The organism is Bacillus sp. z14 (2026), from assembly GCF_058313575.1.
In genome coordinates, this window is record NZ_JBZFQK010000013.1 from 1 (window position 1) to 15,870 (window position 15,870).

A 15,870-nucleotide genomic window follows, 5' to 3' on the forward strand; every position below is an offset into this window, starting at 1 on the left:
AATCGTTCTTTGAAAACTGGATAATGTAATGTAAGGCAAAGTAAATGCGTTTTAATAAAAACCGAGTAAGAGTTTTTTAACGGTTAAGTTAATAAGGGCGCACGGTGGATGCCTTGGCACTAGGAGCCGATGAAGGACGGGACTAACACCGATATGCTTCGGGGAGCTGTAAGTAAGCTTTGATCCGGAGATTTCCGAATGGGGAAACCCACTGCCCGTAATGGGGCAGTATCTTACACTGAATTCATAGGTGTATGAAGGCACACCCGGGGAACTGAAACATCTAAGTACCCGGAGGAAGAGAAAGCAAATGCGATTTCCTGAGTAGCGGCGAGCGAAACGGAATCAGCCCAAACCAGATGGCTTGCCATCTGGGGTTGTAGGACACTCATTGTGGAGTTACAAAGGAACGGGGTAGATGAAGCGACCTGGAAAGGTCCGTCAGAGAAGGTAACAACCCTGTAGTCGAAACTTCGTTCCCTCCCGAGTGGATCCTGAGTACGGCGGGACACGAGGAATCCCGTCGGAATCCGGGAGGACCATCTCCCAAGGCTAAATACTCCCTAGTGACCGATAGTGAACCAGTACCGTGAGGGAAAGGTGAAAAGCACCCCGGAAGGGGAGTGAAAGAGATCCTGAAACCGTGTGCCTACAAGTAGTCAGAGCCCTTTTATGGGTGATGGCGTGCCTTTTGTAGAATGAACCGGCGAGTTACGATCCCATGCAAGGTTAAGTTGATGAGACGGAGCCGCAGCGAAAGCGAGTCTGAATAGGGCGTTTGCAGTATGTGGTCGTAGACCCGAAACCAGGTGATCTACCCATGTCCAGGATGAAGTCCAGGTAACACTGGATGGAGGTCCGAACCCACGCACGTTGAAAAGTGCGGGGATGAGGTGTGGGTAGCGGAGAAATTCCAATCGAACCTGGAGATAGCTGGTTCTCTCCGAAATAGCTTTAGGGCTAGCCTCGAGTTTAGAGTCTTGGAGGTAGAGCACTGTTTGGACTAGGGGCCCTCATCGGGTTACCGAATTCAGACAAACTCCGAATGCCAAAGACTTATACTCGGGAGTCAGACTGCGAGTGATAAGATCCGTAGTCAAAAGGGAAACAGCCCAGACCACCAGCTAAGGTCCCAAAGTATACGTTAAGTGGAAAAGGATGTGGAGTTGCCCAGACAACCAGGATGTTGGCTTAGAAGCAGCCACCATTTAAAGAGTGCGTAATAGCTCACTGGTCGAGTGACTCTGCGCCGAAAATGTACCGGGGCTAAACGTATCACCGAAGCTGTGGATGCATACCGTATGGTATGCGTGGTAGGAGAGCGTTCTAAGGGCTGTGAAGCATGACCGGAAGGACATGTGGAGCGCTTAGAAGTGAGAATGCCGGTATGAGTAGCGAAAGAAGGGTGAGAATCCCTTCCACCGAATGCCTAAGGTTTCCTGAGGAAGGCTCGTCCGCTCAGGGTTAGTCGGGACCTAAGCCGAGGCCGAAAGGCGTAGGCGATGGACAACAGGTTGATATTCCTGTACCACCTCTCTTCCATTTGAGTGATGGGGGGACGCAGTAGGATAGGGTAAGCGCGCTGTTGGATATGCGCGTCCAAGCAGTTAGGCCGATGAGCAGGCAAATCCGCTCATCACATAAGGCTGAGCTGTGATGGCGAGGGAACTAGAGTACCGAAGTTCCTGATTCCACACTGCCAAGAAAAGCCTCTAGCGAGGAAGAAGGTGCCCGTACCGCAAACCGACACAGGTAGGCGAGGAGAGAATCCTAAGGTGATCGAGAGAACTCTCGTTAAGGAACTCGGCAAAATGACCCCGTAACTTCGGGAGAAGGGGTGCTCATTAGAGGTTTATAGCCTCGAAGAGCCGCAGTGAAAAGGCCCAGGCGACTGTTTAGCAAAAACACAGGTCTCTGCGAAGCCGCAAGGCGAAGTATAGGGGCTGACGCCTGCCCGGTGCTGGAAGGTTAAGAGGAGCGCTTAGCGCAAGCGAAGGTGCGAATTGAAGCCCCAGTAAACGGCGGCCGTAACTATAACGGTCCTAAGGTAGCGAAATTCCTTGTCGGGTAAGTTCCGACCCGCACGAAAGGCGTAACGATCTGGGCACTGTCTCAACGAGAGACTCGGTGAAATTATAGTACCTGTGAAGATGCAGGTTACCCGCGACAGGACGGAAAGACCCCGTGGAGCTTTACTGCAGCCTGATATTGAATTTTGGTACAGCTTGTACAGGATAGGTAGGAGCCTTTGAAGCCGGAGCGCCAGCTTCGGTGGAGGCATCGGTGGGATACTACCCTGGCTGTATTGACATTCTAACCCGCACCCCTGATCGGGGTGGGAGACAGTGTCAGGTGGGCAGTTTGACTGGGGCGGTCGCCTCCTAAAGAGTAACGGAGGCGCCCAAAGGTTCCCTCAGAATGGTTGGAAATCATTCGCAGAGTGTAAAGGCACAAGGGAGCTTGACTGCGAGACCTACAAGTCGAGCAGGGACGAAAGTCGGGCTTAGTGATCCGGTGGTTCCGCATGGAAGGGCCATCGCTCAACGGATAAAAGCTACCCCGGGGATAACAGGCTTATCTCCCCCAAGAGTCCACATCGACGGGGAGGTTTGGCACCTCGATGTCGGCTCATCGCATCCTGGGGCTGTAGTCGGTCCCAAGGGTTGGGCTGTTCGCCCATTAAAGCGGTACGCGAGCTGGGTTCAGAACGTCGTGAGACAGTTCGGTCCCTATCCGTCGTGGGCGCAGGAAATTTGAGAGGAGCTGTCCTTAGTACGAGAGGACCGGGATGGACGCACCGCTGGTGTACCAGTTGTTCTGCCAAGAGCATAGCTGGGTAGCTACGTGCGGACGGGATAAGTGCTGAAAGCATCTAAGCATGAAGCCCCCCTCGAGATGAGATTTCCCATAGCGCAAGCTAGTAAGAACCCTGAAAGATGATCAGGTTGATAGGTCCGAGGTGGAAGTGTGGTGACACATGGAGCTGACGGATACTAATCGTTCGAGGACTTAACCAAATGAATCAAGCATACTTGCCAAACTTACATTATCCAGTTTTGAAGGAATGATTTCTTTCTAACCAAATAGTCCGGTAATGATGGCGAAGAGGCCACACCCGTTCCCATTCCGAACACGGAAGTTAAGCTCTTCAGCGCCGATGGTAGTTGGGACGCGAGTCCCTGTGAGAGTAGGACGTTGCCGGGCAATTTAAGAAACCAGTTCAGTTGATGAGCTGGTTTTTTTTTGTGTTGTTTTTAAGACTGAAGGATACCTTCGAACGTTTGTTGAGAAGAAGGTACCGAGTGTTATGAGAAATAGCAGAAAGGTGTGTATGATTCATATTGGACGGATGCAGGGAATAGAAAGGGAAACATGGCATAAACGATTTTTACTTAATTCCTAACTATCAAACCCTTTGCATTGCCACACTGACCCTATTTATTAGACATTCTCTATATACAATCTAACCACTCCGATATCAAGAATGGGATTTTAATTTCAGCTATACTCAGTAAGCTATTGATAAAGGGAAGATCATAAAAGGGCATCTCCTTAAATAAGTCTGACCACCACTCCGTTTCATATCGGGAAATCATACTGAGGTTATACAATAGTAAATAAAGTATTAAAAGATCTGGTAAGGTAGAGGCTAATCCTTCTTTTTGTAAGGAAAGATGGAATGTGTCCGAATGTATATTAAATCTAAAAGGTACATCCCCAAGTATCGGAAGGTATGCTTTTTTAAAATGCAGATGCAATCTCTTCTCTCCATCCTGATGTATTTCCTGTATAGGTAGCTCCCACTTGGAGTTAAGAAAGTCCTTAAAACGTTCTGAGGTCATTTTATACTGATCCAAAACGATAGTCGGTAGATGGACTACAGTGTGTTCTTTGTTAAAAAGAACTTCAATACTTGTACATTTATTTTTTAATCTTTTAAAAAGGATTCCAAGCTCAGGGATTTCCTGAAGTATATCAATCATTGCTATTTTTTCGTTCTCCAATTGCTTTATTCCATATATCTTCTCGGCTGTGTGAGTAAATAATCCATGGCGCTGAATTTTAATTTCATCAAAAAGAAATTCGTATTGTTGTTTTTTCTTTTTCCTTGTGGATACCCCATGAGATAAGACAGCGGTTGTTTCCGGATAAAGCGGATCAACAACTAATAGACATGCCTTTAAAAAATGAGTAAACCCATAGTATAAAAGAAGCGGTTTTAGCTGAATAGGAAGAGTATCCAACTGTTTAAAATAAAGTATTCCAGTCTCAAGATAAGATATAAATTTGTTACAGTTATCGTAACTATATGTATCAGCATTCAGTAGTCCTAATTTATTATAGGCGTTTTTTAAGTATTTCTGTGTGTAGTTTGTTGAATAATAAGGTGAGAACAGATGATTATAATCATATTGTTGTTTGGACATAACTACCCCTCTTTAATTGTTTGAATATTTAAACTAGTTACTTTTTCCTTGACAGTAGTTTGTCCAATTGTTAATCTACAAATAAATTTTTTTGGGAATGGAGGACATAATATGTGGAAAGATAAATTTTCCAAAGAAGGCTTAACCTTTGATGATGTATTACTTATACCAGGTAAATCTGAAGTGTTACCTAAGGATGTATCACTAAAGGTGAGTTTAGCAGACAACTTAGCCCTAAACATTCCTATAATTAGTGCGGGTATGGATACAGTAACTGAGTCTGAGATGGCTATAGCAATGGCTAGACAAGGCGGACTGGGTGTTATTCATAAGAACATGTCTATTGAACAACAAGCTGAACAGGTTGATAAAGTAAAGCGTTCCGAAAATGGTGTCATAACAAAGCCATTTTTCTTAACTCCAGAAAACCAGGTTTACGATGCGGAGCATTTAATGGGCAAATATAGAATATCTGGTGTTCCGATTGTTAACAACAAGGAAGAAAAGAAATTGGTAGGTATTATAACAAACCGTGATATGCGCTTTATTCGCGATTACTCCATGCGTATTGATGATGTTATGACAAAGGAAAACTTGGTAACAGCTCCTGTGGGAACTAATCTAGAAGAGGCGCAGAAAATTCTACAGCAATATAAAATTGAAAAGCTCCCTCTAGTAGATGAAGAGGGTACACTTCAAGGCTTAATCACTATTAAAGATATTGAAAAAATAATTGAATTCCCAAGATCAGCAAAAGACAAATACGGAAGATTACTTGTAGCTGCTGCTGTAGGTGTTACATCTGATACTATGAAAAGGGTAGAGATGCTGGTTAGCGCAGATGTAGATGCGATTGTACTGGATACAGCGCACGGCCACTCTAAGGGTGTACTTGATAAGGTACGTGAAATTAGAGAAACATTCCCTGAGTTGACTATTATTGCAGGGAACGTTGCAACTGCTGAGGGTACAAGAGCGTTAATTGAGGCTGGAGCTGATATTGTAAAAGTAGGTATTGGACCTGGTTCTATTTGTACAACACGGGTCGTTGCTGGTGTAGGTGTGCCACAAATCACTGCCATTTATGATTGTGCAACTGAAGCAAGAAAGCACGGTAAGTCGATTATTGCAGATGGTGGTATTAAATACTCTGGTGATGTTGCTAAAGCATTAGCAGCAGGCGGACATGCCGTTATGCTGGGCAGCTTATTAGCAGGAGTGACTGAAAGTCCGGGAGACACTGAAATCTTCCAAGGCAGAAGATTTAAAGTATACAGAGGCATGGGTTCAGTAGCAGCAATGGAAAAAGGATCTAAGGATCGTTACTTCCAGGAAGATGCGAAGAAATTTGTTCCTGAAGGTATAGAAGGAAGAATTCCTTATAAAGGTCCATTAGCTGATACGATTTATCAGCTTATCGGTGGTCTTCGTGCAGGTATGGGTTATTGCGGAACGAAAGATTTAGAAGAGCTCAGAGAGAATTCACAATTTGTCAGAATGACTGGAGCTGGATTAAAAGAAAGTCATCCGCATGATGTACAAATTACAAAAGAGGCACCGAACTATTCCTATAACTAAGTTATCAAGCACTAAAGAAAAGATGGCAGAGTATCTTTATACTCTGTCTATTTTTTTTAGTCCTTTTATGATACAATAACAAAAGTGTTTAATCGACAATCATTGATAATCAGGGGGGATATACTTGAGACAGGCAAAACAATTAACTTCTTTACTTGCTGTATTAACATTACTTGTTACATTTGTTTTTCCATTCACGAATACTACTGCATATGCCGAAGACGAGCTAGGACTGAGTGCTGAGGCAGCAATACTAATAGATGCGACTAGTGGAAAGATTCTTTACGAAAAAAATTCTGATAAGGTGCTTGGCGTAGCATCCATGTCAAAAATGATGACAGAGTATCTTGTATTAGAAGCTATTGAAGACGGGAAAATTAAGTGGGATCAAACTGTTACAATTGACGAATATGTACATAAACTCTCAGGAGCTCCAGGTTTATCGAATATAGGTTTGACACAAGGTGAAACTTATACTGTTAAAGAGCTTTACGAGGCAATGGCCATATTCTCAGGTAATGCTGCTACAGTAGCTCTCGCACAAGTGGTTGGCGGTACTGAAAAGAATTTCGTGAAATTAATGAATGAGAAAGCCGAAGAGTTAGGTTTGAAAGACTATAAATTCGTTAACTCGTCCGGTTTAAATAACTCAAGCCTGCTTGGCCAGCATCCTGCAGGTGAAGAGAATGATGAAAATCTTATGTCAGCACGTGCAACTGCTAAGTTGGCATATCATTTAGTAACAGACTATCCTGAGGTGATAGATACTGCTAAAAAGCCAGAATTAAAATTTAAAGATGGCAAAACATATAAAAATTTCAACTGGATGTTGCCAGGATTGATTGCAGAGTATAATGGTGTAGATGGATTAAAGACCGGTTCTACAGAATTCGCCGGCAACTGTTTCACTGCAACAGCTGAAAGAGATGGAAAAAGATATATCTCAGTTGTGATGAAAGCAGACAGTAAAATGTCACGTTTTTCAGAAACTGAAAAAATACTTAACTATGCTTTTAATAACTTCTCCACAGAGGAGATTGTAGAAAAAGGATATCAAGTAAAAGGTCAAAAAACACTACCTGTTGCAAAAGGGAAAGAAAAGTCTGTAGCTATTGAGACAAACAAGGCAATTAACCTTATTGTAAAAAATGGCGAAAAGGAAAATCTTAAGACTAAACTAGTATTAGATAAGGACAAGCTTGATGAAGATGGCAACCTGGTGGCTCCAGTGAAAAAAGGAGATAAGGTTGGTTATCTAACTCTTGAATCCGACAAGAGTGATCTTGGCTTCTTAACAGAGGAAGGGCAAAAGAATATCAGCGTTGATGTTGTAGCTGCTGAAACTGTTGAAAAGTCAAACTGGTTTGTATTATCCATGAGAGCAATCGGAGGCTTCTTCGGTGATATGTGGGATAGTATCACTGGAGCAGTTAAAGGTTTATTCTAAAATTTTATTTTTATGATTGAATATAGTTGCGCGAAGAGTGTATGATAGTTAATAGAATATTAAATGAATAAACGAATAGCGTTGATGAGAACCAGTAATCAGAGTAGCATATCTGAAGAGAGCCAGTGGGTGGTGCAAACTGGCGATATCGTCTGATGAATCCATCTCGGAGCAGGATATCGAAATCTTAAAGGAGAATAAATATCCTCGGTTTTAAAAGCCGTTATCTTATGAGGTGGTAGGCATTTATATAAAATGCCTATAACTAGGGTGGCAACGCGGATAAAACTTCCGTCCCTTTTAGGGACGGGAGTTTTTTGTTTGTTTACAATAATTTAAAAGGAGGAATTTAGTATGCTTGATGTAAAACTATTGCGTGCAAACCTTGAAGAAGTTAAGGAAAAGCTAAAACACCGTGGGGAAGATTTGAATGATCTAGATAAATTTGAGGATCTCGATAAACGCCGCAGAGAATTAATTGTTGAAACTGAACAGTTAAAAAGCAGAAGAAATGAAGTCTCCCAACAAATTGCTATGCTGAAAAAAGAGAAAAAGGATGCCGATGCGTTAATTATTGAAATGCGTGAGGTTGGCGAAAAAATAAAAGGCTTCGATCAGGAATTGCGTACAATTGAAGAAGAACTGGATTCAATTATGATGACTATCCCTAATATCCCGCATGAAAGTGTTCCTGTCGGAGATTCTGAGGATGAAAACGTTGAGGCGCGAAAGTGGGGAGAAGTGAGAGACTTTGGATTCGAGCCAAAGCCACACTGGGAGATAGCTGCTGATTTAGGAATCATTGATTTTGAACGCGCTGGAAAAGTTACAGGAAGCCGCTTTGTATTTTACAAAGGATTAGGAGCAAGACTTGAACGTGCTTTAGCAAGCTTTATGTTAGATCTACACGTTGAAGAACATGGTTATACAGAAATGCTTCCGCCTTACATAGTTAATCGTGCAAGCATGACAGGTACGGGCCAGCTGCCTAAATTTGAAGAGGATGCTTTCTTAATTAACAGTGAGGATTACTTCTTAGTTCCTACTGCTGAAGTTCCAGTTACGAACTATCACCGCGATGAAATACTATCTGGTGATGAACTGCCAATAAGCTATGCTGCTTACAGTGCTTGTTTCCGATCTGAAGCAGGATCTGCAGGTCGTGATACACGTGGATTAATTCGCCAGCATCAATTTAACAAAGTAGAGCTCGTTAAATTTGTAAGACCAGAGGATTCTTATGAAGAATTGGAAAAACTAACAGGCCATGCGGAAAAAGTTCTGCAATTGCTTGGGCTTCCATACCGTGTGTTAAAAATGTGTACGGCAGATCTTGGTTTCACAGCAGCTAAAAAATATGATTTAGAAGTTTGGATTCCAAGCTATGAGACGTATCGTGAAATTTCTTCTTGCAGTAATTTTGAAGCCTTCCAGGCTCGTCGTGCCAATATTCGTTTCCGCAGAGATATAAACGCTAAGCCTGAGCATGTTCACACATTAAATGGATCTGGCCTAGCGATTGGACGTACTGTTGCTGCAATCCTTGAAAATTATCAGCAGGAAGATGGATCTGTATTAATTCCAGAAGCTCTTCAACCTTATATGGGTGGAAAAAAAGTTATCACAAAAGCTTAAGATGAAGAGCATTCACAAACTGCTGATATGGGGAAGGGTGCTAAAGTCCATTTGAAGGACTGTGTTGGAATCGATCCCTTCGCCAAATAATAAGTATAACTAACAAAGGGATATCCACATCCGCCAAGTTTGGCATGTGGATATCCCTTTTTATATAAAAATGAGTGCTCCTTAAAAGTTAGGCATTAATCTGCCTTTTAAGGGATGTTTATATAGATATTTTTTAATAGGAGATAATGCATTGAAGTGGTCAAAATATATTTAATTGGATTCGAATAAGTTATATAGCCTTAAGCGCAGGAATAGCTCAATCTGTTTTAGGTGGGTGGGGAGAGCACGTAGGATAGGGATTTTGAGAAATAACTGGCGGACTATATCTAATAGTAGAATGACAATGAAGATAAAATTAAAGACCTGATTCCGGTAAGAATAGCGAAATCAGGTCCTTTAAGCAGCCCTAATAGGTCAAACCTTCTAGGTAGTATAAAATGTAATATTTTTAAAATACCTTTTTCAATTTTCCAGATTGCTGAATTTGTTCTGATACACGTTCAAGAATATCGTGAACAGCATTTGGATCTTCAGCTAAATCATAATCTTTAATATTTAATCGCAATATTGGGCAAGCATTGAAGGAATTAATCCACTTTTCATATCTTCCATGCATTTCCTCCCAATATTCTACAGGAGTTTGCTGCTCCATTTCTCTGCCGCGCAATTGAATACGGTTAAGAATATCATCCAGGGAGCCTTCCAGATAAATAAGTAAATCTGGATGCGGAAAATATGGAGTCATCACCATAGCTTCAAAAAGACTTGTATAGGTTTCATAATCTGTTGGATTCATGGTTCCTTTGTCATAATGCATTTTTGCGAAGATGCCTGTATCCTCATAAATAGAGCGGTCTTGAATAAAACCACCGCCATATTCGAAAATACGTTTTTGCTCTTTATAGCGTTCTGCTAAGAAATAGATTTGAAGATGGAAGCTCCAACGTGAAAAGTCAGCATAAAAACTGTCAAGATAAGGATTAGTATCTACCTTTTCAAAGGAAGTACGAAAATCGAGTTCTTCTGCTAATGCTTTTGTTAATGTAGATTTTCCAACGCCGACAGTACCGGCTACAGTAATAACAGCACTTTTAGGGATTTGATATTTAGGATGAAGAATCATGAACAAACTCCTTTTTGCAGTTGATTAGATACAGACGTTAAGATCAAATCCAGGTCTTCTTTTCTTAGGATGAAGTCCATTTCATCACCATTAAAGCGAAGTACCGGGATATCAGGATGAGCTGCTTCAAATTCATTCATGAATTGAGCGTAGTCTTCTGATAACTGCATTAAATATTTTTCACTTATATTTTTCTCAAATTCTCTGCCGCGGAGTGCAATTCGATGCATTAGCGTTTCAATACTTGCGTCCAGATAAATGACCATATTAGGTCTTGGCATATCCATAGTTAGTATGGAGTATATGTCTTTGTACTTGCTGAATTGAGACTCTTGTATGGTTCTTTGGGCAAAGATGAGATTTTTAAAGATATGATAATCTGCTACGACGGGTTGATTATTTTGGATATACTTTACTTGAATATCCTCTAATTGTTTATAACGATTACATAGGAAGAACATTTCTGTTTGAAAGCTCCATTCCTGAATATCATCATAGAATTTATCTAAAAACGGATTTTCATCAACTATTTCCTTTAGCAGCTTATATTGAAAATGGCTGGCTATTGCTTTCGCCAATGAAGTTTTCCCCACACCAATGGGACCTTCAACAGTAATAAATGGGGTATGGTTCATATGAGGTCCTCCTTACCTTTATGTTACTCTTTTCTAAAGACCGAGTATTATTGTACCATATAGACTTAAGAATTCATTATAAATAATATTGATAAATAAAGTCCATATTTTTATAATCCTACTGTTTAAGGGGTTTTAGCAAAATGAATGATGATAAATTTTTTATGCAAGAAGCAATTGAACAAGCAAAAGCTGCACAAGACAGTAATGAAGTTCCGATTGGAGCGGTTATTGTTAAAGATGGAAAGATCATTGCTCGTGGGCATAATCTGAGAGAGACGAATCAAAGTGCTACCGCCCATGCTGAAATTCTAGCAATCCAGAATGCTTGCGAGAAATTGGGTACATGGCGACTTGAAGGGGCATCCCTATATGTTACATTGGAACCTTGCCCGATGTGTGCCGGTGCTATTTTGATGTCTCGTGTTGATCGGGTAGTATATGGTGCAAATGATCCAAAAGCAGGCTGTGCGGGAACATTTATGAATCTCCTCGATGATTCACGTTTTAACCATCAATGTGAGGTAATTACAGGGGTATGTGAAGAGGAGTGCAGTCACTTATTAACATCCTTTTTTAGAGACTTAAGGGAAAAGAAGAAACTCGCAAAGAGAAATAGACAGTCGGAAAACAATGGATGAATTTACAGGTTCAAGATATTGCATTTTTATTTATTTATAGGTATACTAATTTATGCGTCAGTAAAGACGCCTAATATTGGTTTCAAATTTGCCGTGCTAGGTGGGAAGGTAGCGGTGTCCTGTACTTGCAATCCGCTCTAGCAAGACGGAATTCCCTCCCTCGGTAGGTACTCTGTAGGGTCTGACCTTTGTAAGTGGTGTTGACGTCTGGGTCCTGCGCAATGGGAACTTATGAACCCTGTCAGGTCCGGAAGGAAGCAGCAGTAAGTAAGACCTCTCATGTGCCGCAGGGCAGCCTGGACTGAGCTAACTGCACTGGTTCCGCTTATGGATATCTATCAACGGAGGGTGCACGGCAGTTATTTACATAAAAAGATTAAAACCATTCGTTTAAAGAATGGTTTTTTTTATGCATTTTTGCCGTTTGTAAATGTCACTATTTACGATATAATATAAGGGATTATGTAAGGAAGGGGCAGGAATATTGGGTTATCAAGCATTATACCGAGTTTGGCGTCCTCAGGCTTTTGAAGATGTGATCGGTCAGGAACATGTTACTAAAACGCTCCAAAATGCCCTGCTGCACCAAAAAATATCCCATGCTTACCTTTTTTCAGGTCCACGTGGGACAGGTAAAACAAGTGCAGCGAAAATATTAGCGAAAGCAGTTAACTGTGAGCATGCCCCAGTTCAGGAGCCATGTAATGAATGTGCATCATGCAGGGGTATAACAGATGGTTCGATCTCTGATGTATTAGAAATTGACGCAGCCTCCAATAATGGAGTTGAAGAAATTAGAGATATACGTGATAAGGTAAAATATGCGCCTTCATCGGTTAAGTACAAAGTGTATATCATTGATGAAGTCCATATGTTGTCAACTGGGGCCTTCAACGCTTTACTGAAAACACTTGAAGAACCACCGGCTCATGTTATATTCATTTTAGCTACTACCGAGCCACATAAAATTCCTCTCACTATTATTTCAAGATGTCAACGCTTCGATTTCAAACGCATCACTCCACAGGATATTGTCGGAAGGATGGAAAGAATCTTAACTGAAACCGGCATTTCATACGATCAGAATGCATTATTGGTTATCGCAAGAGCGGCAGAAGGCGGTATGAGGGATGCCTTGAGTTTGCTGGACCAGGCCATATCATTTGGTTCCGACAACATTACATTAGAGGATGCACTGACCGTTACTGGAGCTGTTTCACAATCCTTTTTAACTAAGATTGTAAGTGCAATCTATAAGAGAGAGACAGCCGAAGCATTAAATCAACTCCAGGAATTACTAGCTTTAGGGAAAGATCCAATTCGTTTTGTTGAAGATATGATTCTGTATTTTCGGGACATGCTCCTATTTCAGGCGGCACCAGAGCTCGAGGATTCAATGGAAAGAGTTTATATAGATCAAGATTTTAAAGAACTTGCTGAAAACATTTCGTCAGATCAACTTCATTTTTGGATTGATCAATGGAATCGTTCTATTCAGGAAATGAAGTGGTCCAGTCACCCTAGAATATTTTTGGAGGTTTTGTTGGTAAAGCTTTGCCAAAGTGAACCGGAAAGCAGCAAGAGTTCAGTTACAGACGACACGATTCAAAAACTAATGAATAAAATCAATCAACTGGAAACTCAGTTAAACACCATACGTGAAAATGGAGTTGCGATTAATAAAGACTCAGCTCCTGCTAAAGAAAAGGCTAAAGTAACAACAAACCGATCCTTTAAAGTGCCGGTAGGACGAGTTAACGATATATTAAAAAGAGCAACCAAGCCCGATTTATTAAAGATAAAAAGCAATTGGGGTGGAATGCTTGAATCGCTGAAAAAATCACAGGCGGCATTATTAAATGATGCAGAACCTGTAGCTGCCTCTAATGATGCTTTTGTGTTAAAATTCAAATATGAAATTCATTGCCAAATGGCTATGAATAATCAGGAGTTCATCAGTGGTTTAAAGGGTACACTACAGCAAGTGACAGGCAATCTATACGATATTGTTGGCATTCCGGAAGAAAGCTGGCATAAAATTCGCCAGGAGTTTGTTTCTACTCAAAAACAAGACCAACCGGAATCTCAAGAGACAAATGAGGAAACAGAAGATCCGCTGATTTTTAAAGCAAGAGAACTTTTCGGCGATGAACTTTTAGAAATAAAAGATTAATTTTATGGAGGTAACAATATGCGCGGAATGGGCAATATGCAAAATATGATGAAACAAATGCAAAAAATGCAAAAGAAAATGGCGGAGGCTCAAGAAGAGCTTGGTCAAAAACGAATCGAAGGTACAGCTGGCGGAGGCATGGTGACAGTTATAGCTACAGGCCATAAAGAAATCGTTGATGTGAAAATCAAAGAAGAAGTAGTGGATCCTGACGATATCGAAATGTTGCAGGACCTTGTGCTTGCAGCTACAAATGACGCATTAAGAAAAGTGGATGAAATGACAAATAACACAATGGGTCAATTCACTAAAGGGTTAAATTTACCGCCAGGATTCATGTAAGGAGAAAAATTATGCATTATCCTGAACCGATATCCAAATTAATAGACAGTTTTATGAAATTGCCAGGTATTGGCCCGAAAACGGCCGCCAGACTGGCATTTTTTGTTTTGGACATGAAGGAAGACACAGTACTGGACTTTGCAAAAGCATTAGTTAATGCAAAGAGAAATTTAATGTATTGTTCTGTATGTGGTCATATTACTGATAAAGATCCTTGTTATATTTGTGATGATAATTATCGAGACAAATCTATTATTTGTGTCATACAAGAACCAAAAGATGTAATTGCTATGGAGAAAATGAGAGAATTTAATGGACTTTATCATGTGTTGCACGGCAGTATTTCTCCAATGGATGGAATAGGACCCGAAGATATAAATATTCCAAGCCTATTGAAGAGATTGCAGGATGAAACGGTAAAGGAAGTTATTCTGGCTACAAACCCTAATATTGAAGGAGAAGCAACAGCTATGTATATCTCCAGACTACTAAAACCAACTGGTATAAAGGTCACTCGTATTGCTCACGGTCTTCCAGTTGGCGGTGACTTGGAATATGCAGATGAGGTTACCTTATCAAAAGCTATCGAGGGTAGAAGAGAATTGTAACGATTGTAAGGAGGAAATACCTTGTTGTTTCGTAGAAAAGGAAAGCTGCGCAAGGAATTTGATGAAAAGCTTCTGGAGGATATCGGTACGATGAAGGTGAATTGGTTTAACCATAAAAGCCTTATCGAGACGAGTTACGATCCTTCATTTGATACAATCTCCCAAGCAAAGTTGAGTGAATTAAAGTATTATTATTTATTTAAAGAAGCGCGGAAACGGAAAATATCGGTCAAATAGGGTGTTGAGCACTAAATGATTGTTCTAATTTAATGGCCTGTCTCATACAGTATGAACAAATACTTGGGAGGGGTTTAATTGGAACATGGTGTATTTATTGCTGTTGTTGTCGGTATGATTCTTTTATTATTCCTAGTTGGAACACCTTTTAAGCCATTAAGGATGCTGGGACGTTTTTCAGTCAAGCTGATTATGGGAGCCGTTATATTATATATTGTTAATATAGTAGGCGGAAAATATGGGATGCATATCCCGATTAATCCATCCACTACTCTTGTATCTGGAATTTTAGGATTCCCTGGAGTTGCAGCTTTAATAGTAATTCAAAAATGGATTATCTCCTGAAAAGTTAGGCTGCAATCAGCAGTCTAACTTTTTTTGAAAAAAGTATTGCAATATAGATATGTAAGTGATATATTAATAAACGTCGCTGCTGCAGTAAATAACATGAAGCAAGCGATAAAGAAAAAATAAAAAAGTTGTTGACAAAAGGTTGCTAACTTGATATGATAGTTAAGTCGCCAAAACGACAACAAAACAGATTGTTCTTTGAAAACTAAACAAAACGAAACGCCAAGCAAGTCTAAAAACAAGAGATTTTTAAAATCTCGTCAATTTGCTTTAAAATTTAGCTAGATCAAACATCTTTCGGAGAGTTTGATCCTGGCTCAGGACGAACGCTGGCGGCGTGCCTAATACATGCAAGTCGAGCGAATCTGAGGGAGCTTGCTCCCAACGATTAGCGGCGGACGGGTGAGTAACACGTGGGCAACCTGCCCCTAAGATTGGGATAACTCCGGGAAACCGGTGCTAATACCGAATAGTTTCCAACACCTCATGGTGTTGGAAGGAAAGTTGGCTTCGGCTAACACTTAGGGATGGGCCCGCGGCGCATTAGCTAGTTGGTGAGGTAACGGCTCACCAAGGCAACGATGCGTAGCCGACCTGAGAGGGTGATCGGCCACACTGGGAC

Annotated in this window: 12 protein-coding genes, 3 rRNA genes, 1 other RNA gene and 1 other annotated feature; of the genes, 13 read left to right on the forward strand and 3 right to left on the reverse strand. The window is 41.0% G+C overall.

Translation table 11 applies throughout. The annotated features are described in order from the left end of the window. The first annotated feature begins 81 nt into the window (after positions 1-81). Positions 82-3,017 (forward strand): 23S ribosomal RNA (locus AC4G3O_RS19135). Between the two features lie 70 nt (positions 3,018-3,087). Continuing rightward, a 5S ribosomal RNA gene (rrf, locus tag AC4G3O_RS19140) occupies positions 3,088-3,204 on the forward strand. A gap of 248 nt (positions 3,205-3,452) precedes the next feature. Here rrf and AC4G3O_RS19145 read toward each other — a convergent pair. Continuing rightward, entirely contained in the window at positions 3,453-4,427 is a 975-nt protein-coding gene (locus AC4G3O_RS19145) for a YaaC family protein (protein WP_066103303.1), read from the reverse strand. A gap of 111 nt (positions 4,428-4,538) precedes the next feature. Between AC4G3O_RS19145 and guaB the strand changes: the two genes are divergently transcribed. The 3 genes from guaB (at position 4,539) to serS (ending at position 9,087) form a co-directional block, all read left to right on the forward strand. Further along, on the forward strand, positions 4,539-6,005 hold the full coding sequence (guaB, locus tag AC4G3O_RS19150) for an IMP dehydrogenase (protein WP_066103306.1): 1,467 nt from the start codon (positions 4,539-4,541) through the stop codon (positions 6,003-6,005). 124 nt (positions 6,006-6,129) lie between these two features. Next, the gene (locus AC4G3O_RS19155; RefSeq protein ID WP_066103310.1) at positions 6,130-7,452 is read left to right on the forward strand and encodes a serine hydrolase; all 1,323 of its coding nucleotides are present in this window, start codon (positions 6,130-6,132) and stop codon (positions 7,450-7,452) included. A gap of 72 nt (positions 7,453-7,524) precedes the next feature. Continuing rightward, positions 7,525-7,754, forward strand: a binding site (T-box leader). A 52-nt stretch (positions 7,755-7,806) separates the two neighbouring features. Then, positions 7,807-9,087, forward strand: coding sequence for a serine--tRNA ligase (gene serS / locus AC4G3O_RS19160; RefSeq protein ID WP_066103313.1), 1,281 nt, complete (start codon positions 7,807-7,809; stop codon positions 9,085-9,087). A 499-nt stretch (positions 9,088-9,586) separates the two neighbouring features. On the opposite strand, the gene AC4G3O_RS19165 is transcribed toward serS, so the two are convergent. Both AC4G3O_RS19165 and AC4G3O_RS19170 read right to left on the reverse strand, forming a co-directional pair. After that, entirely contained in the window at positions 9,587-10,261 is a 675-nt protein-coding gene (locus AC4G3O_RS19165) for a deoxynucleoside kinase (RefSeq protein ID WP_066103316.1), read from the reverse strand. Further along, the gene (locus tag AC4G3O_RS19170) at positions 10,258-10,896 is read right to left on the reverse strand and encodes a deoxynucleoside kinase (protein WP_066103319.1); all 639 of its coding nucleotides are present in this window, start codon (positions 10,894-10,896) and stop codon (positions 10,258-10,260) included. Before AC4G3O_RS19170 ends, AC4G3O_RS19165 begins: the two co-directional genes overlap by 4 nt. Positions 10,897-11,039: 143 nt before the next feature. Here AC4G3O_RS19170 and tadA point away from each other — a divergent pair, with 143 nt between their 5' ends. From tadA to AC4G3O_RS19210, 8 genes are all read left to right on the forward strand, one after another. Continuing rightward, entirely contained in the window at positions 11,040-11,537 is a 498-nt protein-coding gene (gene tadA / locus AC4G3O_RS19175; RefSeq protein ID WP_066103321.1) for a tRNA adenosine(34) deaminase TadA, read from the forward strand. A gap of 91 nt (positions 11,538-11,628) precedes the next feature. After that, an RNA gene (gene ffs, locus AC4G3O_RS19180) (signal recognition particle sRNA large type) lies at positions 11,629-11,893 on the forward strand. A gap of 128 nt (positions 11,894-12,021) precedes the next feature. Further along, the gene (gene dnaX, locus AC4G3O_RS19185; RefSeq protein ID WP_066103322.1) at positions 12,022-13,710 is read left to right on the forward strand and encodes a DNA polymerase III subunit gamma/tau; all 1,689 of its coding nucleotides are present in this window, start codon (positions 12,022-12,024) and stop codon (positions 13,708-13,710) included. An 18-nt stretch (positions 13,711-13,728) separates the two neighbouring features. Further along, positions 13,729-14,052 (forward strand): YbaB/EbfC family nucleoid-associated protein, encoded by a 324-nt coding sequence (locus AC4G3O_RS19190; RefSeq protein WP_066103325.1) that lies wholly within the window; start codon positions 13,729-13,731, stop codon positions 14,050-14,052. Positions 14,053-14,063: 11 nt separating this feature from the next. After that, positions 14,064-14,660, forward strand: coding sequence for a recombination mediator RecR (recR, locus tag AC4G3O_RS19195; protein WP_066103328.1), 597 nt, complete (start codon positions 14,064-14,066; stop codon positions 14,658-14,660). 21 nt (positions 14,661-14,681) lie between these two features. Next, positions 14,682-14,897, forward strand: a complete 216-nt coding sequence (locus AC4G3O_RS19200; protein WP_066103333.1) for a YaaL family protein — start codon at positions 14,682-14,684, stop codon at positions 14,895-14,897. A gap of 78 nt (positions 14,898-14,975) precedes the next feature. Further along, positions 14,976-15,242: a pro-sigmaK processing inhibitor BofA family protein gene (locus tag AC4G3O_RS19205; protein WP_066103336.1), complete on the forward strand. Its 267-nt coding sequence runs from the start codon at positions 14,976-14,978 to the stop codon at positions 15,240-15,242. Positions 15,243-15,542: 300 nt separating this feature from the next. Further along, positions 15,543-15,870: ribosomal RNA gene (locus AC4G3O_RS19210) — 16S ribosomal RNA — on the forward strand; the annotation flags it as partial.

Excerpts from the sequence above, each read along its gene's own strand:
- AC4G3O_RS19145 (WP_066103303.1), bottom strand. The coding sequence starts at position 4,427 with ATGTCCAAACAACAATATGATTATAATCATCTGTTCTCACCTTATTAT.
- guaB (WP_066103306.1), top strand. The coding sequence starts at position 4,539 with ATGTGGAAAGATAAATTTTCCAAAGAAGGCTTAACCTTTGATGATGTA.
- serS (WP_066103313.1), top strand. The coding sequence starts at position 7,807 with ATGCTTGATGTAAAACTATTGCGTGCAAACCTTGAAGAAGTTAAGGAA.
- AC4G3O_RS19165 (WP_066103316.1), bottom strand. The coding sequence starts at position 10,261 with ATGATTCTTCATCCTAAATATCAAATCCCTAAAAGTGCTGTTATTACT.
- AC4G3O_RS19170 (WP_066103319.1), bottom strand. The coding sequence starts at position 10,896 with ATGAACCATACCCCATTTATTACTGTTGAAGGTCCCATTGGTGTGGGG.
- tadA (WP_066103321.1), top strand. The coding sequence starts at position 11,040 with ATGAATGATGATAAATTTTTTATGCAAGAAGCAATTGAACAAGCAAAA.
- AC4G3O_RS19190 (WP_066103325.1), top strand. The coding sequence starts at position 13,729 with ATGCGCGGAATGGGCAATATGCAAAATATGATGAAACAAATGCAAAAA.
- recR (WP_066103328.1), top strand. The coding sequence starts at position 14,064 with ATGCATTATCCTGAACCGATATCCAAATTAATAGACAGTTTTATGAAA.